This is a genomic window from Chryseobacterium sp. UYP7, from assembly GCF_056279225.1.
In genome coordinates, this window is record NZ_JBWBQW010000007.1 from 73,883 (window position 1) to 94,749 (window position 20,867).

The window sequence follows — 20,867 nt, forward strand, 5'->3', positions numbered from 1 at the left end:
AAAACACAAAAAACACACGACCTGATGAGATTAAATAACCGTAATAAAGTAGGTTTATTTCACTTTATGAGCACCTTGGTTCTAATGAGTTTTGTAGGTGGGATCCTGGCTTTTCTTTTAGAACGATATAAATTTCATTATTTGGGATGGATCTCGATTTTATTTTTGATTATTCCGGTAATTCTCGCGCTTATTTTTTATTTTAGAGGAAGACAGATCTTTGAGTACGACAGCGACGGTGAAGCATTAAATTTTAAGAACAGGAATGTTTTTCTATACCTGGATAAACCTTTAAGCGATGAATTTCCGAAATATAAACTGGTCAGCTATGAAATTCTGAATGCCATTATTCTAAAAAGATTATATATTACGATTACCAGCAAAAAAAGCCACGCGATCGTTCTGAGATACGATGTATCTTATCTGACAAAAAAGGAACTGAACGATTTAAAATTTTCCTTAAGCAAAGTCATCAAAAAAAATAAAGAATTAAAGAGAGAGAATAACAGTTGATGGAAGAACAAGAAAATCACCACGAAGAATCACTAAAAAAAGTTTCCGGTTTATATAAAGACTGGTTTTTGGATTATGCTTCTTACGTAATTTTAGACCGCGCGATTCCTTCAATTTTTGATGGATTTAAACCCGTTCAGCGAAGAATCATGCATTCTATGCGCGAACTGGAAGATGGGCGTTACAACAAAGTCGCCAACATTGTAGGAAATACAATGAAATATCACCCACACGGCGATGCATCGATTACAGACGCGATGGTTCAAATTGGACAGAAAGAATTGCTGATCGATGCGCAGGGAAACTGGGGAAATATTTACACCGGAGATTCCGCCGCAGCCGCAAGATATATTGAAGCGCGATTGACACCTTTTGCTCTAGAAGTTGTTTTTAACCCGAAAACGACAGAGTGGTCCAAGTCGTACGATGGCCGAAATAACGAACCGATCGATCTGCCCGTAAAATTTCCGCTGCTTTTGGCATCGGGCGTTGAAGGAATTGGCGTTGGACTTTCGACGAAGATCATGCCTCATAATTTTAATGAACTCATCAACGCATCGGTGGCTCATTTAAAAGGAAAGAAATTCGAACTTTTTCCGGACTTTCTAACGGGTGGAATGCTCGATGTTTCCAACTATAATGATGGTGAACGAGGCGGAAGAATTCGTGCAAGAGCCAGAATCGTTCATAAAGATAAAAATACGCTTTGCATTAATGAGCTTCCGTTCGGAAAAAATACGGGAGATCTTATTGATTCAATTATCCGCGCCAATGAAAAAGGCAAGATCAAGATCAAGAAAATTGAAGACAATACTTCAGATAAAGTCGAGATCAATATTCATCTCAACAATGATGTTTCGCCGGATAAAACTATTGATGCTTTATATGCTTTCACGGATTGTGAAATTCCCATTTCTCCAAATGCCTGTGTGATTGTAGGCAACAAACCGGAGTTTTTAAACGTTTCAGAGATCTTACGGAGAAACACCGATCATACGGTTTCTTTGCTCAAAAAAGAACTGGAGATCGAACTTCACGAATTACAGGAAAACTGGCATTTTGCTTCTTTGGAAAGAATATTTATCGAGAACAGAATTTACCATGATATTGAAGAAGTCAAATCCTGGGAAGATGTAATTACGACGATCGCTGAAGGTTTAAAACCGCACACCAAACATTTATTGCGAGCGGTAACGGAAGAAGATATTTTGAGATTAACGGAAATCCGTATCAAAAGAATTTCGCGTTTTGATCTGGATAAATTCAAAGAAAATATTATAACGCTGGAAGGAAAAATAGAGCAGGTAAAGCATCATTTGCTTCACCTTATTCCTTACGCAATCGATTACTACATCAACATTCAGAAAAAATATGGCAAAGGAAAAGAACGGAAAACAGAACTTCGGATCTTCGATACGATTGATGCAACAAAAGTAGCATTGACGAATGAAAAATTCTATGCAAATTTCGAGGAAGGTTTTATTGGAACGTCTTTAAAGAAAGACCAATTTCTTTTCGACTGTTCAGATATTGATGATATTATTACTTTTCAGAAAGACGGTACGATGAAAGTGGTAAAAGTAGAAGCCAAAACATTCATCGGAAAAAATATTGTTCACGTTGCCATCTGGAAGAAGAACGACAAACGCACGGTTTATAACTCTATTTATCGGGAAGGAAGAGACGGACCTTATTACATGAAGCGTTTTTCTGTAACCGGCGTTACGCGAAATACAGATTACAAATTAGCTTCTGATCAAAAAGGCTCAGAAATGCTCTATTTCTCGGCAAATCCAAATGGTGAAGCGGAATCTGTAACCGTTTTACTAAAATCCAATGCACGCGTTCGTAAAAATAAAATTGAGATCGACTTCTCGGAACTGGCCATTAAAGGTCGGGATTCTAAAGGAAATCTGGTTACAAAATATACGGTGAAAAAAGTAGATCTTCGGGAAGAAGGGCATTCTACTTTGGCGCCCAGAAAAATTTGGTTTGATGATACCGTTCGCCGCTTAAATGCCGATACGAGAGGAACTTTGCTCGGAAGTTTTAAAGGAGATGATAAAATTTTAACGATAAATTCTCAAGGTGAAGCAAAATTGATCACGTTCGATCTAATGAATCGCTTTGATGATGAATATTTAGTTTTAGAAAAGTGGAAACCCGAACAGGCGATCACTGCCATTTATTTTGATGGCGAAAAACAAATCTATTTTATCAAACGGTTTTTATTAGAAAATACGACAAATGTTCAGGTGTTTATGCCGTCTGAACATCCTAAAAGTTTTATCGAAAATGTGATTGTTAATGACAATTCTACGATCGAGATTATTTTTGTGAAAGATAAGGATAAGCAGAAAGATCCTGAAACGATCATTATTGATGAATTTATAGGGATAAAAGGAATTAAAGCCATCGGTAATCAATTAACGAAGAGTAAGGTTAAGACACTGAATGTTACGATTCCGGAGTCTACTGAAGAGATCAATGAAGGTTTCGATGTGGTAGAAACGACAGAAGGACACATCAGCTTTATTGATGTAGATGTGAAGGATGAGGATTTTCCGGAAGAAGGAACGATTGGAGATTTGTTTGAATTTCCGGAAGAGTAAATCACCGCTCAGATTTATTATTAAGATTAAAGACGCTTTTAACAGGCGTCTTTTTTTTGCGAATAATTGAAGAATCAAGGAATGTTTCGAACGACTTCTTTGAATGACATTATAAGAAAAAATTATATATTAGTATACTTAATAAATCTAAGACTGCTAAGACCTTTCCACACAAGATTTTCTTCGGGACTTATGGAACAGGATTTACAAGTAAGCCATCTACCATTTTAAAAAAAATCAATATGAAAAAGCTTCTGACAGTAATTTTTACATTCATTCTAGCCAACCTATTTTTTGCCCAATCTCTTGAACAACAAATATCTGATGCTGAACAATATATTAAAAGTAAAGAATATTGTAAAGCATTTGAAATCTTCAAAGTCGTTTTAAATGAAGGTAGTGAAGCAGGCAAATACGATTATTTTTACGGAGCGGTATCTGCTGCAAACTGCGGTAATGATGCAAGTGCTTTAAACTGGCTCGTAGAATCTCAAAAAAGAGGATTAGGATTATCAGAGGGAGAAATTGATTATTTAAAGAAGGAGCCAAATTTTATCAGTTTACAAAAAACTGAGCAGTGGTCTTCCCTTTTAGATAAAATGGAGCAAAGTTTTACTGAGAAAAAAAGATTGAATGAAGCAAGATCTAAAGAATGGGTTTTAAAAATCAGTGATAATGCAATCGCACCAAAAAAATCTAAATATAATATTGCAAACTCAGGATTTGCGCTCTATTATTCTAAGGTAGATAGTATTAATGTTCCCTATTTAGTTTACGTCCCAAAAAATTATGATGTTCTAAAACCGACAAAAACTATAATATACCTACATGGTGGAGTAAAAAATACAGAAAAATTCAATTTTGATCAACCAGAATTGATCCAGGAGCCTATTTTTAATGTTGGTGAAAAATTGAATTCTATTATCATTTATCCTTTCGGGAAAAAAGATTTTGGATGGGTTAATCAGAAAAAAGCGTTTGAAAATATTTACAACATGGTAAAACAAGTGCATAATACCTATAACGTAGACAAGAAAAAGATATATTTAGGTGGAATGTCAAATGGCGGGACTGCAACATTCTGGTTTGCTTCTCAGCGGCCAAGTGTATTTTCAGGATTTTATGCGATCGCAGCAAATCCAAAATTAGAAATTGGCCAAATTGATTTTAAATTTGACAAACCTTTTTATGAAATTCACGCAAAAGACGACCAGGTTTTCAATTTTACAGAGGTCGAGGAAATTTACAAAAACAACAAGTCAAAAAACTGGCATTTCGAATCGGTAGAAACCGGTGATCACGGCTTCATATACCAAGAAGGCGGAACTCAAATTCTTGAAAAATTTATAAATGAATTAGTAAAATAAAAAAGTAAGCTGCTCTAAGTATATAGACTTAGAGCGTAATAGTTCTGATAATTAGAGGAAACTTTTCGTGCAGTTATAAAAATCAACCTTGTCAAGATTCTGAACCTTGACAAGATTTTCAATAACAACAAATAATTTTTTAAAACTTAACCTTCATCGTCATTTCCTTATCTGCGCGTAAAATAGAAACTGGAAGTTCATCTCCCGAATTAATTTTCGCCAGACAATCCATATAACTGTAAACTTCTTTCACCACGCACTTTCCAATTCTGAGCAGAATATCTCCAGACTCAATTCCAGCATTAAAAGCCGGGCGGTTTTCTGTAACGCCATCAATATGAAGTCCATCTTTTGTATCGGCGTAACTCGGCATAATTCCAAGCGTAACTTTATATTTCGGAACCGCTTTGCTGGCAGAGATCTTCGTTTTGGTGAAAGGAATATCTCGTTCAGCTGCTAAACCAGTGGCAAGATTAAAAACGAAACTCGTAATATTTTTTAAACCGGTGAAATTAATTTTATCGGTGTCATCGGTCGGTTTGTGATAATCACTGTGAGTTCCTGTAAATAAAAACAAAACTGGAATATCTTTGAGATAAAAACTGGTGTGATCAGAGGGTCCAATTCCGGAACTGTCGACTGCCAGATTAAATCCCGCGGGCTTATACTTTTTAATGATTTCTCCGAAAATAGGAGAGGTTCCAACGCCGCCAACGGTAAGATCTTTGTCTTTATCGAGTCTTCCAACCATATCCAGATTGATCATTGCCACAACAGTTGGATATTTTGTTTTGATGTTTTCAGCAAAAACTTTCGAACCCATTAAACCATCTTCCTCCCCCGAAAATAACGCGAAAATGTAGTTGGTTTTTTCTTTTGATTTATTTTGAGAAAATATCCTCGCCAGTTCAAGAACGGCAGAAACTCCGGAAGCATTATCATCGGCGCCATTATGAATTTGCCCCTCAGAATTCATCAAAGTAGAGTTGTGGTGTTCGTTCAAACCCAGATGATCGTAATGCGCTCCAATTACAATGGTTTTCGGCGCTTTATTATCTAAAAAACCAATCACGTTTCTTGCATTTACTTGTACAGAAGAATTGTCTTCATGAGGATTGAGTTTCACATCATAAGAAAAATTCTGGGTGTAATTTTTTCCATCTAATGTTTTCAATTTCAAATTTTTAAATTCTTCTGAAATAAATTCTGAGGCTTTCTTTTCGCCTTCACTTCCTGCCAACCTGCCTTTTAATTCGTCAGAAGCTAAGTACGTTAAATTCTTGAGTAGATTGTTTTCAGAGACCAGTTCTTCAGGATCACTTTCGACCCAATTTGCTATGAATACATTTGTTTCGTGGGGCTTTTTAGCTTGTCGGTTGCTGGCGAAAACGAATTTTTTTCCATCGGGCGAAAACATGGGAAAAGCGTTGAATTCACTTTCATACGTAATTTGATGAAGATTTTTTCCATCAAGATCAATAGAATAGATCTGAAAATCATAACCTCTCGTGGAATGATGATTGGACGAAAATACAATACTTTTATCGGAAGGGTGAAAGTAGGGCGACCAGTTGGCTTTACCCAATTGCGTAATTTGTTTTAGGTCAGAACCATCAATATTCATGGTGTAAATCTCCATATCGGTTGGTGCGACCAGATTTTCTGCGAGTAGTTCTTTGTAATCTTTAATGGCTTCCGGACTTTTAGGACGGGAAGATCTAAAAACTAATTTCTTAGAGTCGTGGGAGAAAAATGCGCCACCATCATATCCTAATCCGGAAGTGAGCTGTTTTAAATCCTTCCCATCAATATCCATTCGCCACAGTTCCAGATCGCCACTTCTCGAAGAGGTAAAAACAATATATTTTCCATCTGGAGAAACAACGGCTTCTGCATCGTAGCCGGGAGAATCGGTTAACTTCTTTGTAATCTTTCCGTTGAGATCCGCGATGTAAATATCAAACTCTGCGTAAACCGGCCATAAATATTTTCCATCGGTTCTAGGTTTTGGTTTTGCAGGACATTCCTTACTGGATTCAAAAGTGGAGGCGTAGAGAATATGTTTGCCGTCGGGCATGAAAAAGGAACACGTTGTTCTGCCTTTGCCATTTGAGATCCGTTGCAGATCTTTGGTTCCAATATTTTTTTTATTGAGGTCTAAAAGATAAATCTGATCGCAGTGCGCACCAATTAAAGGATTGCTTACCTGCATGGTCAATTCTTGCTGTCCGGCGAAAAATAAGCTTCCGCATTATCACCACCGAAAGTGAGCTTTTGAATATTTTTGAGATTGACTTCCTGTGAAAAAATAAAAGGTGAAATTGTTAGAAAAGCAATTTTCAGAATAGATTTTGACCAAATCATCGGTAAATATTTTTTGATTCTAGTAAAGATAAGCAAATAAAAAATCGCAGAAAGTCTGCGATTTAATTTTAGAAAGGATATCCAAATGCAAAGTTCAGTACCGGTTTTAAAGGTTGCCATTTATTGATGACCCATCTTTCACCTGTTGGTTTGTTAGGATCATAAACTTTGTAAGCAGCATCTAAACGCAAAGTAATGTAGGCCACATTTATTCTTAAACCAACACCGGTTCCAACTCCCATTTGGGACAAGAATTTATTGAATTTAAATTCATCGCCCAAACCATTGTCTTTTAAACTCCAGATATTTCCGGCATCTACAAACGCGGCACCTTCAAACATTGGCGTGAATGGCATTCTGTATTCAATATTGGTCGTGAGTTTAAAATTATCCATAATATAAGACCGCACTTTTTCATCGAGTTGAGAATCTGCAGGACCTAAACCTCCAAAAACGCGCCAGGCTCTAATATCATTGGATCCTCCATTAAAATAAGACCGCACGAATGGCATTGTGGTAGAGTTCCCGTAAGGAATCCCGACTCCAATAAACTGTCGCAAAGCCAGCGTGTGTTTGTTACTGAATAAACTGAAATATTTTCGTACATCAAAATCGAATTTTACGAACTGGGAATAAGGAATATTAAAAATAGTTTTCGAGGTTCCGGAAACAACTCCATCTGCAGTTTCTTTACTGTTGAAAATACTAAAAACGTTTCCGGCAGTTTCTACTTTAGCATTTAAATAAAAAGGATTCGGACGGTCTTTTTTACCGATCTCATTATAAACAAAATTGTAAATCATTGATGAGATCAGAACGTCTTGCGTCTGCCGATCCTTATTGACCAACGTTTGTAGAAACGTATTGTACAAGCCAAGCTGATCACCAGATAGAGACCCTATAAAGTTGGCGTCATTAACAATTAAAGCGGACAAATCATCGGAACTGATCTTATTGTCGATAAAATCCTGATATAGATTTGGCGAGTACGTCTGAAAAACTGCATTCCGAACATCACCATCATTCGGAAAAAAATCGTAATATCTTTCTTTGTTTCTGGTTAAACTCAGTTGCGTGTTGAAAAGTGAAAGTCGGTGCGAAACGATATCGTTTACATTTGCGAAATAATTTAAACTTCCGTTAAAATTTATTCTTCCCAGACCAATATTATCCTGAACTGAAGTTCCCAAAATAATTGATGAATTTGGCGAATATCTTTTCGGGATTAATTTCCAGGTTTTAAAAGGCAACAATAGACGCGGAAAATTTAAGGAAGCCTGTGCCGAGATCTCATAGGCTAAGCTTCTTTTATTAATATCTTTTGTATTAACAACAGAACCAAAAACACCGGAAACACTCGTACTTAAATTTTCTGCCCCGCCAAAAATATTTCGTGTCGTCAGATCAACGGAAGGCGAAATACCGAAATTCAAAATTTGAGAGTAATTTATATCTGTAGAAATTTTTAAATCATATTTAGGCAATGGCGCCAGGTAATAACTTACATCTAAAATACTGTCGTTTCCTTTTCGGAGATTTTCATCATATTTAATAATGCTGAAATTATTCATTGATGAAATATTCCGTTTGGTAAGATCCAGATTTTTTTGATCGTAAACGACTCCTTTTTTCAAAATAATGGGTCTCCATAAAGACATGACCTTAAACTGATTATCTAACTTATAAAAATTAATTCCAAAGAGTGAATCTCTCTTTGTGTTCGCCGTGTCTGCAAGCTTTTCTAAGAGGTGAACTTTTATGTCGCCTATGGTTGTAATGCGGTACGGTGAATCTGCAGAATCTTTATGAATATCCATGGTCAGTGGAACTTGCTTTCTGCTTTGCAAGGTATCTGCGGTGAAATAAATTTCTTCGTTGGAACTGTTGAACTTATAATATCCGCGATCTTTCATTAGGCCATTAATCCTTTTTACTTCATCTTCCAAAACGCTCTGGTCGAGAATTTCGCGGCCTTTAACCAAACTCTTACTAAGATCTTCTTCGTAAATTCCTTTTATGGAAGGATCGGGGATATTATAATAGTAATCGCTGATGTTCGTGGGATCTTTATGCGTAATTAAATAATTGACCTGAGCTTTCTTTCCTGCAGAATCCAAATCCTGGTTAAATTTAACATCAGTATCCCAATATCCCCGAAAAACCATAAATTTCCGAATAGAGTTGGCACTTGTTTCTGTTTTCCCCTGATCCAGGATCACTGGAGGCTGACCAATATTATGAATGAATCTTTCGAAAAATAAACTTTTACCGGAATATTCGGGATGATCATATTTAATAAAAAGAGAATCACGAAGTTTTTGATCCCTCATATCAGAAGGATACGTCATGTACTCATTAAGAATGGAGTCGTATTTCGGCTTGGTAGCATTATAAAACCAAAGACCAACCGGCAAAATGAAAAGTTGCTTTTTATTGGGCTTTTGACTTACATAACTCGAAACTTCGTCTTCGTGAACTTTACCATCTTCAAATTTGAAAGTGTTTTTTGTTAAAAGAAATTCTCCCTCCGGAACCTTTTTAGTCGTGCTGCAGGCATACAGAAAAAGTACAGTAATTGCAGATGAAAAAAATAAGTAATACTTTTGAGAATATTTTGAAAAATGCTTACGGCTCATAAAATAAAAATTTTACAGTCTTTAGACCAGAAGAAGTTCAGACAAAAATACAATTTGTTTTTGGTTGAAGGCAATAAAACGATCAAAGAAATACCATTTTCTGACTATAAAATCACAGAAATTTTTTCTATAAATCCAATTGCTCTGCCCATTGAACGTACAACTGTAACAGAAATCTCGGCGAACGAACTAAAGAAAATCAGTTTTCTGCAACATCCAAAAGATTCTGTTGCAGTTTGTGAATTAAAAGAGGAAAAAATTCGCGGAAATGAGGGAATTCAATTAATTTTAGATGGAATTCAGGATCCCGGGAATCTGGGCACCCTGATTCGGCTTGCAGACTGGTTCGGAATTTCTCAGATCATCTGTAGCGCAGATACGGTCGATTATTACAATCCGAAAGTCATTCAGGCAAGTATGGGTTCGTTTACGCGGGTAAATATTGTGTATCAGAATTTAGAAGTTTTCCTGAATGATTCAGAAATTCCATTGATTGGAACAGATATGGACGGAGCAAATTTTTATAAATTTCCCTTTCCGGAGAAATTCAATCTCGTTTTGGGAAATGAAGGAAATGGGATTCGGCCAGAAATTGAAAATTTATTAAATGACAAAATCACCATTCCGCGTTTTGGAAAATCAAAAGCCACAGAAAGTTTAAATGTTTCCATGGCAGCCGGAATTATTTTGGGACAAATTTTCAATAATAAATAAAAAAAACCGTCTCAATTTAAAGAGACGGTTTTGCTTATATCAATTGTTCCATACTGGAAGTTGTTCTGTTCTTCTGATAATTCTCCAATTTTTGGCGGATGAATCTCAAAGCGATTGGAGCTAAATAAATCAGCGCCAGACCAATTATTTTTTTCTTCCAACTCGAGTTGAGGATACTTTTTCGTGCATAATTACCAATGAAGGTTACGGCGCCAATTTTAAGCGTATTCTCAAGAATATTTACACCGGCATCGCTTTTCGCGAATCCTAAAACTGCTGATTTATTAAGCACAGAGTCTTTCACGGAGTTAGAAACTTCCTGAATAATTTCCTGCGTTTTTAGGGAAACTTTCATCTCACCATCTGGCTGCAATTCTTCTGTCAGAAATTTATCGGTAAACCCATGAGTTAAAGCACTTAGACTTTCTTTTGTATTATCGAAAGTCAAAAGGTCTTCCATATCTGAAATATCTTTTTTTAATAAAGCCTTTTTTCTTTTAAGTTCTTCCAGGCTTTGGAATTTGTATGCCATAATATTAATCGTCTAAAGATTCAAGAATTTTATTCGCAACTTTTACTTTTATTTTTTTTCTCATCATTAAAACCAGAATTAGGACCAGAAGAAATAATCCTGCAACAATGAGTAATCCAAAGCCGTAATTATGAATATAATGTCCTATCAGGAAACCTATACCGAAGAGAAAAAGAAGTAAAAAAAACAAAACAGAAAATACGGCCAGGATAATATAGACCACTGTTCCCAAAAGCGATACCGACTTTTCGGTAGCTTCCAGTTTAAGTAAATCCATTCTTTTGCCTGCGTACTCTTTGATAAGATCCAACATTTCATTAATTTTTTTAAAGTTACAAAAAAAGGAACTTATGATTTAAGTTCCTTTTATTTTATTGATAAACGGAATTTTCAATTATGATTTCAAACCGTCTAACTCGTTTTCAACATCCTGTACAACTCCAGCTGTTTTGCTGATTGCCTGATCTTTATATCTGTCATATCCTTCTTTTACGGAAGAAACAACTTTGTCAGCAGTTTCTTTAACTTGAGAAGAAATGTTACCGTATTGGTCTTTTACTTTACTAGAAACATCCTGATACTGCTCTTTCGCTTTTTCAGAAACTTTACCATATTCATCAACTGCCTGATCTTTAAGATCGCAAGCTTTGTCTTTGATTTTTTTTCTTGTTTCTTTACCTTCTTCCGGAGCGTAAAGCATTCCTAATACTACACCTGCTGCTGCACCTGCCAATAGTCCTGCTAAGACTGCTGCTGCGTTATTTCCTTTTTTAGCCATTTTTAGTTATTTTTAATAGTTAATAATAATGATTGATGATTTACATCTCCTATAAAGTTACAATTAATATACCAATCAAATTTATAGGAATCTTAAAATATGTTAAATGTGACTTATATAAGATAAAATCAGCGCAATAGTTTCTATTTTCGACAAATTGGTGTTATCGATCAAAATAGCATCTTCGGCTTTTCGAAGTGGCGCAACTTCTCTTTCACTGTCTATTTTGTCACGTGTGGTCAAATTATGGCGCACTTCTTCTTCGGTAGTATCAATTCCCAAAGATTGCAATTCCTTAAATCTTCTACGTGTGCGCTCTTCCACACTTGCTGTGAGAAAAAATTTATAATCTGCATTTGGTAAAACAACGGTTCCAATATCGCGACCGTCTAAAATAACACCACCATTTTTAGCGATTTCCCTTTGAGTTTGTAACAAGAAGTCTCGAACTTCCTTTTGACAGGAGATTAAACTTACCTGCGCTGCTACTTCATTACTTCTTATCTCTTTTGAAATATCTTTACCATTGAGGAAAATAACGAGTTCCTGATCGATGGGTTTAAATTCGAGCTGAATGGTATGTAATCTGCCGAATAGTTTCTGCAAATTAATTTCGCTCTTTTCATCCATACAATTTGTAATAGCAAAATAAGTAATTCCACGATAGAGTGCACCAGTATCCATATGAACAATGCTGAGTTTTTGCGCAATTATTTTAGAAATTGAACTTTTTCCGGTGGATGAATAGCCGTCGAGAGCGATTACGGGTTTTCTCATAAAGCGAATTTCATGATTTTTTTTGGAGGAAACAAATAAATTAAAATTTGAGATAGATTTTTACATTCAGTTCACTAATCTTCTATTATTCATTTGCCTTCAAAACACCTAAAGAATGTCTCCTAAAGTTTTATTGACCTCTTTTTTAATACCCAATTTTAAATGGATGTTTTTAAGAAAAGATAGAAAGTTGGAAAATCCTCTTAAATAATTGAAAGATATTTATATCTTATTGTATAGATGAGAAATTCGCTAAAATTTTTTAACGTCGATTCCCGCTTACTTCAATCAAATCTAAAGTAAGTCCAAACATATTAACATTTGAAGAGTTGTGATATCTCACATGGGAATAATCGAAGCGGAAAGAAGAGATCTTAATTCCAAAACCGGCAGAAAGTCCCGAAAAACTTCGTTGATCAAGAACTGCTAGTTCATTACCGCGTTTTACATTATATCCAAAACGGATATTGAAGGCTTGCTGTGGGAAAAGTTCTGCACCAAAAGAAAGGTGATCTGCAACTTTTCTGGACCAACCAATTTCCTGACCATTATTATCGAAATCCTGAGAAATATTTAATTTTTGCAGATCGTGTGCGGTAACCGTTAAAGCAACCGGAAATTCGTCCAGAATCTTTGTGTAACCAAGATCTACCCGAAACGCCACATTTTCCCGCACGCCATTAAACGATTTGAACTGGTAGCCAAAATTTCGAAAAACCAGAGCCAAAGTTTCATTCGTCTTTTCTTTATGATAGGTAACACCCGCGCTTCCAACTACGGCCATTGAGGTGTAAGAGTCTATTTTTGAAGTGATGAAATTGGCGCTTCCACCAACAGTCCAGTTCTCATCAAACTGATAGGCATAACCCATTCCAACAGAAGCATCCATTGCACCAAATTCCCCGTCGATGTTTGCGCTTTCATCTGTCCTTGGCATCCTTCCATATTCCATGTATCTCACGTTGAAACCAATTAAATGGGCTTCTCCTAAATCTTTCACCACACTAATGGTTCCATACTTAGAGTCGGCTAAATATGAGACGTAATTTAAAGAGATCATTTGATCCTGCTCCAGATTCATTAATCCCGGATTTACCCCTGCAAAACTTACATCGTAATCTCTGATTGATACAGCATCGGCACCTAAAGCAGCTTGTCTCGCAGAAACGGGAATATTAAGAAAGGTGTAAACATTGGTTCCTTCTTGCGCAGACAAGAGGGTAGCTAAAAACAGAAAAAAGGGGAGGGTTGTTTTTTTCAAATGGCTAATTGTGAGGGCAAAAATAATTCTTTTAAATAATTTTCGAAAATATTTCTCTGTAAATATAAATCTATTAACGAAATTATTTGTGTTTCCTTATATTTGCACTTCGAAAAATGGCAATAAAATAAAAAAATGAAGTACAAACGAATTCTACTTAAACTGAGCGGCGAAGCTTTAATGGGAAACCGATCTTACGGAATCGATAATGACCGGTTAAAAGAATATGCTGCCGAAATTAGAAAAGTGGTAGATTTCGGTTGCGAAGTTGCCATTGTAATTGGCGGTGGAAATATCTTTCGCGGTTTGGCAGGAGCTGCTAAAGGAATGGATAGAGTTCAGGGCGATTACATGGGAATGTTAGCAACGGTGATCAATGGAATGGCCTTGCAGGGAGCTTTGGAAGATGCCGGAATTCATACCAGACTTCAGTCTGCAATTGAAATGGATAAAGTGGCAGAACCTTTCATTAAAAGAAAAGCAACGCGACATTTAGAAAAAGGTAGAGTCGTAATTTTTGGCGCCGGAACTGGAAATCCTTATTTCACCACCGATACTGCTGCAACGTTAAGAGCCATAGAAATTGGTGCCGATGTCATTTTAAAAGGGACCAGAGTCGATGGAATATACGATTCTGATCCAGAAAAAAATGCAGACGCCGTAAAATATAATTCTTTAACTTTCGACGAGGTTTTTGAGAAAGGTTTAAAAGTGATGGACATGACCGCATTTACTTTAAGCCATGAAAATAAATTGCCTATTATTGTGTTCGATATGAATAAAGAAGGCAATCTGCTGAAGATCGTTGAAGGTGAAAATATTGGTACTTTAGTAAATATTTAAGACTCAGATTTAGAAATTAGATAAAAAAGGAGGTAAACCTTAACTAGAAATAAAAAATTTATGGAAGATTTAGAAATGATCACAGATATGGTAAAGCAGGAAATGGATGCTGCCATTAAACATTTGGATCACGCTTTTCAAAAAATTAGAGCGGGACGTGCTTCTACAACAATGGTTCAAGACGTAATGGTTGAATATTACGGGTCGCCAACTCCTTTGAGTCAGGTTGCAAACGTAATGGTTCCGGATGCGATGACGATTTCCATTCAACCGTGGGATAAAACTGCGATCGGAGCGATTGAAAAAGCCATCATTAATTCAAATCTAGGATTCGCACCGATGAATAACGGCGAAAATATTATTTTGAATGTTCCGCCATTAACCGAAGAAAGACGTCGTGAATTAGCGAGAAACGCCAAGGTTGAATCGGATAGTACCAAAATTACCATCAGAAATGCAAGACAGGAAGGAATTAAAGATTTGCGTAAACTTGAAGGTGTTTCCGAAGATCTAATTAAAGATCAGGAAGCCAATATTCAGCTTATAACCGATCAATATACCAAACAGTGTGATGATCATTTGAAAACGAAGGAAGCAGAAATTATGAAAGTTTAATTTCATAAATTGACATATTTTAAAGCCGTTCAATTTTTTGAAACGGCTTTTAATTTTTGTGAACTTTATAATAGAAAAATAGGTCTAAAACTTAAAAAAAACTTTTGTGCCTTTGTGCTTAGAAATCAGTTCAATACTATATTGTCACAGCTTTCCTTTTTCCGCAAAACTGAAAATACTGCCCAGTTTTATTTTCGAATATCCATTCGATTTTATTTTGGAAGAATTGATCATCGCCTTGGCTAAAATTTCTGTTGGTAATGGTTTCTGACTTTCGAATATTCCTAGTTTATTAGCAAATTTAATAATCTTTCCGCCCAAAACTTCGCCTGTTCTTTCGGTGTCTTTTCGTTCTAGCATTCCGGGTTGAAAAATAGTGATTTTATTAAAATGCAAATCTTTAACGCTTTGCTCCAGATCGCCTTTCATTTTAGAATAGAAAATTTTGGATTTCGGATCGGCGCCATAAGAGGAGACAAGAATATAATCTTCAACCTTATTTTCCTTTGCTGTTTTTGCGAAATTATATTGATAATCGTAATCCACTCTTCGCTGAGCCTCTTTACTTCCGGCACTTTTCAAAGTGGTGCCAAGACAGGAAAAAGCCACGTCGCCACTCACTAAATTTTTCCATTCCTGAGGTTTTTCAAAATCTACAATATGATTTTTTAATTTTGGATTATCAATATTTAAAGGCTTTCTTACGAAAACATCAACTTCTTTATAATCCGGATCATTTAATAATTGATTGACCAAATCTTTTCCCGTTGCGCCAGTTGCGCCAATGACAAGTGCTTTCATAATTTTTCGATTAGTAATAAGTAATTAGCAATGGGCAATTACTTTTACTGCATAAAATTACTAAATTTGTCGGAGAATGAAAGATTTAATATGGATGCCAACGAAATCTTAGATCACTGTCTCGCTAAGAAAGGAGTTAAAGAAACATTCCCTTTCAATCCTGATACCTTGGTCTTGAAAGTGGGTGGAAAAATGTTTTTATTGATGCCCTTGGAAAAACAACCCTTAAGCATCGCGGTTAAAACAGATCCGGAGTGGAGTGCAGAACTTCGGGAAAAACACTATCAAATTACAGGGGCGTATCATATGAATAAAACGCACTGGAATTCTGTTCTTTGCGAAGGTTTAAAAAAAGATTTAATTTTAAAAATGATCGATCAGTCTTACGAATTAGTACTAAATTCTTTACCAAAAAAATTGCGGGAAGAAGTTTTGAATTCTTAGAAATTAAAGTTTTCTGTAAGGATTTTATCCTCATTCAATCTTTCAATCAATTTTTCCAGACTTTCGAATTTGATCTCATCGTGCAAAAATTCCCGAAAGTTTACAGAAATTTCTTGATCATAAATATCCTCATCAAAATCTAAAATATAAACTTCAACAGAAAGTTTATCGCCGGAAACTGTAGGATTTGTTCCGATGCTCAACATTCCTTTCAGATGCTGATTTTTTACAAAAACATCAACAATGTAAGCTCCTTTTTTTGGTAAAAGTTTCAAGGAGTTAACTTCAATATTAGCCGTTGGATAACCAATCGTTCTTCCGATCTTTTTTCCATGGATAACCGTTCCGGAAACCGAATAAACGTAACCTAACATTTCATCCGCTTCTTTTACATTCCCGCCCGACAGTGCATTTCTAATCTGGGTAGAACTGATATGCTTGTCATGAAAATCAACGGCTTCAACCTGCTCAACTTCAAAACCAAATTCGGGCGCCATTTTTTCTAATAATTGAAAGTCGCCGCTTTTATCTTTTCCGAAAGTATGATCGTGTCCGATGATCAAATGTTTCACGTTTAATTTGCTAACAAGAATCTGTTTTACAAATTCTTCACCTGTAAGGTTGCGAAAAGGGGCATCAAATTCCTTTAAAAATAAATGTTTAACGCTATGTTTTTGCAAAAAATAGGTTTTTTCTTCAATCGTATTCAATAATTGAAGGTCATCATTTGGACTGAAGATTGTTCTTGGATGGGGCCAGAAAGTGAGAATGGCAGATTCCAGATTCTTTTCTTTTGCAACGCTATTTAGTTGATTGATAATAGATTGGTGACCAAGATGAACCCCATCAAACATTCCAATAGAAAGTGCCAAAGGAGTTTTGTCGTGGTAATCTGAGAAATTTTTGATGATTTTCAAAAGAAGAAATTTTGCTCCTGCAAATATGATAAAAATCTTCTTTTGAACCAATTGCAGATTAGGGAACTTTCATTATATTTGCACACACGAAAAAATTAGCAATGGCAAACCAAATTAAAGGAAAAATTTCGCAAATTATCGGTCCTGTAATCGATGTACATTTTGCAGATGCGGCAGAACTTCCGAACATCTATGATGCATTGGAAATTACAAAACAAGACGGCAATAAAGTAATACTCGAAGTTGAACAGCATATCGGCGAAGATTCTGTAAGATGTATCGCAATGGATGCTACAGACGGTCTACAAAGAGGGCAGGAAGTAATTTCTCAAGGGAAACAAATTACAATGCCCGTTGGTGACGAAGTTTACGGACGTTTGTTTAATGTTGTAGGTGACGCGATTGATGGAATTCAGCAAGTTTCGAAAGAAAACGGTTTACCGATTCACAGAGAAGCACCTAAATTTGATCAGTTAACCACATCAGCCGAAGTTCTTTTTACAGGAATTAAAGTAATCGATTTAGTAGAACCTTATTCTAAAGGGGGAAAAATTGGTTTGTTCGGTGGTGCAGGTGTTGGTAAAACAGTATTGATCCAGGAATTAATTAATAATATTGCAAAAGGTCACGGTGGACTTTCTGTTTTTGCCGGTGTAGGTGAAAGAACCAGAGAAGGAAACGATCTTTTGAGAGAGATGCTGGAATCAGGCATTATTAAATACGGTGATGAATTTATGCACTCTATGGAAAATGGAGGCTGGGATTTATCTAAAATTGATTTGGAAGTAATGAAAGAGTCTAAAGCTACTTTCGTTTTCGGACAAATGAATGAGCCACCAGGAGCAAGAGCACGTGTTGCTTTGTCTGGTTTAACAATTGCAGAAAGTTTTAGAGATGGTGACGGATCAGGTCAAGGTAGAGATATCTTGTTCTTCGTTGATAATATCTTCCGTTTCACACAGGCAGGTTCTGAGGTATCTGCACTATTAGGAAGAATGCCATCTGCAGTAGGTTACCAGCCAACTTTGGCTTCAGAAATGGGTGCGATGCAGGAGAGAATTACTTCTACAAAAAATGGTTCAATTACTTCAGTTCAGGCGATTTACGTTCCTGCAGATGATTTAACGGATCCAGCTCCAGCTACAACCTTTGCTCACTTAGATGCAACAACAGTATTGGATAGAAAAATTGCTTCTTTAGGAATTTATCCGGCAGTAGATCCATTGGCTTCAACGTCAAGAATCTTAACGCCAGAAATCTTAGGAGATGCTCATTATGATTGTGCTCAAAGAGTAAAAGAAATTCTTCAAAAATATAAAGCATTACAGGATATCATCGCGATTCTTGGGATGGAAGAACTTTCAGAAGAAGATAAATTATCTGTTTACAGAGCTCGTAAAGTACAGCGTTTCTTATCTCAACCTTTCCACGTTGCAGAACAGTTTACAGGTTTGAAAGGAGTTTTAGTTGATATTAAAGATACCATCAAAGGATTTAACATGATCATTGATGGTGAATTGGATCACCTACCAGAATCTGCTTTCAACTTGAAAGGAACGATTGAACAGGCGATTGAAGCAGGTGAAAAATTGTTAGCGGAAAACGCATAAATAAGACGATAGACGGTTAGATGATAGACAAAGAGACCTTTTAAAAAGTCAAATCTATTATCTTTTCCTCTATTATCCATTATCTATAAAGAAATGAATATAAAGATTTTAACCCCGGAATTTGTAGTTTTTGAAGGAGAAGTGAGCTCTGTGTTACTTCCCGGAAAGAATGGCGACTTCCATATCATGAAAGATCACGCTGCAATTGTAGCTTCATTAGTTGGTGGTAAAGTAAGAGTTTTTACAAACCAGATCGATGAAAACTTCGAGAAGCATTTCACGAAAGAAAACGAGAAAGAAAGCGTTTTTTCATTTACAGTGAAGAGTGGTGTAATCGAATTCAACAATAATAAAGGAATTATTCTAGCTGAGTAATGATCCTGTGAATTTTTATAAAATCCCGTCTATTTTTATAGACGGGATTTTTATTTTCCGGACGATAATTCTATTCATTAATCTTTCTAATATACACAGGATGAAAACTAATTTTTAAAAATTTTATCGCCACCAAAAAAATATTTAACTGCAAACATTAAAGCAAAAAATTTCGACATCACTGGATATTATATTTTTTTTAACTAAAACGTTTATGTTAAAACTTTTGATTTCCCTAAATTTGATAGTAGTTGTTAAGATCTCAGAGCTTAGAATAATCTGAAGTTCACCACAACATCAAATTTCAAAAACATCAAAAATTTCAGAATGGAAGTTTCTTTAAAAAATCAGGTCGCCGTTATCACAGGATCTTCGAGCGGAATCGGAGCCGGAATCGCAAAATCAATGTCAGAATCAGGAGCTACGGTTGTTATAAATTATCCGTTTCCCGGCGCGCTGGATCAGGCGAATGCTGTTCTAAAAGAAATTACAGACGGTGGTGGAAAAGGAATAGTTTACCAATGCGATGTTTCTAAAGAAGACGAAGTGATCAAGATGTTTCAGGATGTAGTTGCACAGTTGGGAACCGTCGATATTTTGGTTAACAACGCTGGAATTCAAAAAGACTCAATATTTACAGAAATGACTTTGGATCAGTGGAACGCCGTGATTGGCGTAAATCTTACGGGACAATTTCTCTGTGCCCGCGAGGCGATCAAGGAATTTTTACGCCGTGGAATTGAACCTTCAAAATCAGTTGCTTGTGGGAAAATCATTCATATTTCTTCCGTACACGAGATTATTCCGTGGTCTAAACATGCCAATTATGCTTCCAGTAAAGGAGCGATCCGAATGTTGATGCAGACTTTGGCGCAGGAATATGGCTCCGAAAAAATTCGCGTAAATTCAATTTGTCCGGGCGCCATTCAAACTCCCATCAACAAAGATGCGTGGAGCACCGAAGATTCTCTAAAATCTTTGTTGACATTAATACCTTACAACAGAATTGGTCAACCGGCAGATATCGGTAATCTCGCCGTTTTTCTCGCCAGCGACATGTCCGATTATATTACAGGAGCAAGTATTTTTATCGATGGCGGAATGACGACGTTTGAAAGTTTTTCAACGGGCGGTTAAAATTCCCCCCGTAGGAATGCGCTTCCAGCGCGTTCATTTTCTATTTAAATAATTAAAAATCCAGAAAATGTCGTTCAAATTTGAGAAACAATATCGTTTGCCAGAATTTGATTATTCCTCGAATAATTCCTATTTCATTACGGTGGTTACAAAAAATAGAAGACATTTTTTCGGAGAAATTAGGAATGGAGAATTTATTCCGACAGAAATTGGTTTATTTGTAGAAGAAAATTTTAAGGTCGTAAATCAAAAAGTTAATCATCTTAAAATTATCGAATATATCATAATGCCGGATCATTTACATTTTCTCGCAGTTATTAATCACGGAGAAGAAAGAGAATATCAGTTCGCAAAAGGGTTACAACCTCTCATTAAAAAATCGATCTCCTCTTTTACCAATCATTTAAAAGGAACGATTACAAAATGGTGCAGAAAAAATAACTTCACCGATTTCGAATGGCAGTCTAGATTTCATGATAGGGTAATTAGAAATTCTAATGAATATAATAATGTTCGAAAATATATTCAAAACAACATCGAAAATTGGAAAAAAGATTAATATTGTAGAACG

21 protein-coding genes are annotated in these 20,867 nt (G+C 35.9%); 11 read left to right on the forward strand and 10 right to left on the reverse strand.

Annotation, left to right across the window (positions count from 1 at the left end):
• Positions 1-24 precede the first annotated feature (24 nt).
• The 3 genes from ACZ9HT_RS13805 to ACZ9HT_RS13815 all read left to right on the forward strand — a co-directional run bounded on the left by ACZ9HT_RS13805 (position 25) and on the right by ACZ9HT_RS13815 (position 4,492).
• Positions 25-513, forward strand: coding sequence for a hypothetical protein (locus tag ACZ9HT_RS13805; RefSeq protein ID WP_476041075.1), 489 nt, complete (start codon positions 25-27; stop codon positions 511-513).
• The gene (locus ACZ9HT_RS13810; RefSeq protein ID WP_476041076.1) at positions 513-3,125 is read left to right on the forward strand and encodes a DNA gyrase/topoisomerase IV subunit A; all 2,613 of its coding nucleotides are present in this window, start codon (positions 513-515) and stop codon (positions 3,123-3,125) included. Before ACZ9HT_RS13805 ends, ACZ9HT_RS13810 begins: the two co-directional genes overlap by 1 nt.
• A gap of 242 nt (positions 3,126-3,367) precedes the next feature.
• Positions 3,368-4,492, forward strand: a complete 1,125-nt coding sequence (locus tag ACZ9HT_RS13815; protein ID WP_476041077.1) for a prolyl oligopeptidase family serine peptidase — start codon at positions 3,368-3,370, stop codon at positions 4,490-4,492.
• 139 nt (positions 4,493-4,631) lie between these two features.
• On the opposite strand, the gene ACZ9HT_RS13820 is transcribed toward ACZ9HT_RS13815, so the two are convergent.
• The 3 genes from ACZ9HT_RS13820 to tamL all read right to left on the reverse strand — a co-directional run bounded on the left by ACZ9HT_RS13820 (position 4,632) and on the right by tamL (position 9,492).
• Complete coding sequence (locus ACZ9HT_RS13820; protein ID WP_476041078.1) at positions 4,632-6,704, reverse strand: M20/M25/M40 family metallo-hydrolase; 2,073 nt, start codon at positions 6,702-6,704, stop codon at positions 4,632-4,634.
• 2 nt (positions 6,705-6,706) lie between these two features.
• Positions 6,707-6,856: a hypothetical protein gene (locus ACZ9HT_RS13825; protein WP_476041079.1), complete on the reverse strand. Its 150-nt coding sequence runs from the start codon at positions 6,854-6,856 to the stop codon at positions 6,707-6,709.
• A 68-nt stretch (positions 6,857-6,924) separates the two neighbouring features.
• Positions 6,925-9,492, reverse strand: a complete 2,568-nt coding sequence (gene tamL, locus ACZ9HT_RS13830) for a translocation and assembly module lipoprotein TamL (RefSeq protein ID WP_476041080.1) — start codon at positions 9,490-9,492, stop codon at positions 6,925-6,927.
• Between tamL and ACZ9HT_RS13835 the strand changes: the two genes are divergently transcribed.
• Complete coding sequence (locus tag ACZ9HT_RS13835; RefSeq protein WP_476041081.1) at positions 9,478-10,206, forward strand: TrmH family RNA methyltransferase; 729 nt, start codon at positions 9,478-9,480, stop codon at positions 10,204-10,206. The genes tamL and ACZ9HT_RS13835 overlap by 15 nt on opposite strands.
• Positions 10,207-10,240: 34 nt before the next feature.
• Here the strand turns inward: ACZ9HT_RS13835 and ACZ9HT_RS13840 are convergent, their stop codons facing one another.
• The 5 genes from ACZ9HT_RS13840 to porQ all read right to left on the reverse strand — a co-directional run bounded on the left by ACZ9HT_RS13840 (position 10,241) and on the right by porQ (position 13,554).
• Entirely contained in the window at positions 10,241-10,738 is a 498-nt protein-coding gene (locus ACZ9HT_RS13840) for a phosphoribosyl-ATP pyrophosphatase (RefSeq protein WP_476041082.1), read from the reverse strand.
• Between the two features lie 4 nt (positions 10,739-10,742).
• Positions 10,743-11,051: a phage holin family protein gene (locus ACZ9HT_RS13845; RefSeq protein ID WP_476041083.1), complete on the reverse strand. Its 309-nt coding sequence runs from the start codon at positions 11,049-11,051 to the stop codon at positions 10,743-10,745.
• An 81-nt stretch (positions 11,052-11,132) separates the two neighbouring features.
• The gene (locus tag ACZ9HT_RS13850; protein ID WP_476041084.1) at positions 11,133-11,516 is read right to left on the reverse strand and encodes a YtxH domain-containing protein; all 384 of its coding nucleotides are present in this window, start codon (positions 11,514-11,516) and stop codon (positions 11,133-11,135) included.
• Positions 11,517-11,618: 102 nt separating this feature from the next.
• Complete coding sequence (cmk, locus tag ACZ9HT_RS13855) at positions 11,619-12,293, reverse strand: (d)CMP kinase (protein ID WP_476041085.1); 675 nt, start codon at positions 12,291-12,293, stop codon at positions 11,619-11,621.
• Between the two features lie 262 nt (positions 12,294-12,555).
• On the reverse strand, positions 12,556-13,554 hold the full coding sequence (gene porQ, locus ACZ9HT_RS13860; protein ID WP_476041086.1) for a type IX secretion system protein PorQ: 999 nt from the start codon (positions 13,552-13,554) through the stop codon (positions 12,556-12,558).
• Positions 13,555-13,689: 135 nt separating this feature from the next.
• Between porQ and pyrH the strand changes: the two genes are divergently transcribed.
• Positions 13,690-14,397 (forward strand): UMP kinase, encoded by a 708-nt coding sequence (pyrH, locus tag ACZ9HT_RS13865; protein ID WP_476041087.1) that lies wholly within the window; start codon positions 13,690-13,692, stop codon positions 14,395-14,397.
• Between the two features lie 60 nt (positions 14,398-14,457).
• The gene (frr, locus tag ACZ9HT_RS13870) at positions 14,458-15,012 is read left to right on the forward strand and encodes a ribosome recycling factor (protein WP_476041088.1); all 555 of its coding nucleotides are present in this window, start codon (positions 14,458-14,460) and stop codon (positions 15,010-15,012) included.
• A gap of 144 nt (positions 15,013-15,156) precedes the next feature.
• Here the strand turns inward: frr and ACZ9HT_RS13875 are convergent, their stop codons facing one another.
• Positions 15,157-15,813, reverse strand: coding sequence for an NAD(P)H-binding protein (locus ACZ9HT_RS13875; protein WP_476041089.1), 657 nt, complete (start codon positions 15,811-15,813; stop codon positions 15,157-15,159).
• Positions 15,814-15,903: 90 nt separating this feature from the next.
• Between ACZ9HT_RS13875 and ACZ9HT_RS13880 the strand changes: the two genes are divergently transcribed.
• Entirely contained in the window at positions 15,904-16,257 is a 354-nt protein-coding gene (locus tag ACZ9HT_RS13880; RefSeq protein ID WP_476041200.1) for an MmcQ/YjbR family DNA-binding protein, read from the forward strand.
• Here the strand turns inward: ACZ9HT_RS13880 and ACZ9HT_RS13885 are convergent.
• Positions 16,254-17,174 (reverse strand): bifunctional riboflavin kinase/FAD synthetase, encoded by a 921-nt coding sequence (locus ACZ9HT_RS13885; RefSeq protein ID WP_476041090.1) that lies wholly within the window; start codon positions 17,172-17,174, stop codon positions 16,254-16,256. The genes ACZ9HT_RS13880 and ACZ9HT_RS13885 overlap by 4 nt on opposite strands.
• Positions 17,175-17,275: 101 nt before the next feature.
• Between ACZ9HT_RS13885 and atpD the strand changes: the two genes are divergently transcribed.
• The 4 genes from atpD (at position 17,276) to ACZ9HT_RS13905 (ending at position 20,855) form a co-directional block, all read left to right on the forward strand.
• Positions 17,276-18,784 (forward strand): F0F1 ATP synthase subunit beta, encoded by a 1,509-nt coding sequence (atpD, locus tag ACZ9HT_RS13890; RefSeq protein WP_476041091.1) that lies wholly within the window; start codon positions 17,276-17,278, stop codon positions 18,782-18,784.
• 93 nt (positions 18,785-18,877) lie between these two features.
• Positions 18,878-19,159, forward strand: a complete 282-nt coding sequence (locus ACZ9HT_RS13895) for a FoF1 ATP synthase subunit delta/epsilon (protein ID WP_476041092.1) — start codon at positions 18,878-18,880, stop codon at positions 19,157-19,159.
• 327 nt (positions 19,160-19,486) lie between these two features.
• Positions 19,487-20,296 (forward strand): glucose 1-dehydrogenase, encoded by an 810-nt coding sequence (locus ACZ9HT_RS13900; RefSeq protein WP_476041093.1) that lies wholly within the window; start codon positions 19,487-19,489, stop codon positions 20,294-20,296.
• A 67-nt stretch (positions 20,297-20,363) separates the two neighbouring features.
• A complete protein-coding gene (locus tag ACZ9HT_RS13905) occupies positions 20,364-20,855 on the forward strand; it encodes a transposase (RefSeq protein WP_476041094.1) in 492 nt (163 codons plus the stop codon).
• The last annotated feature ends 12 nt before the right edge of the window (positions 20,856-20,867 follow it).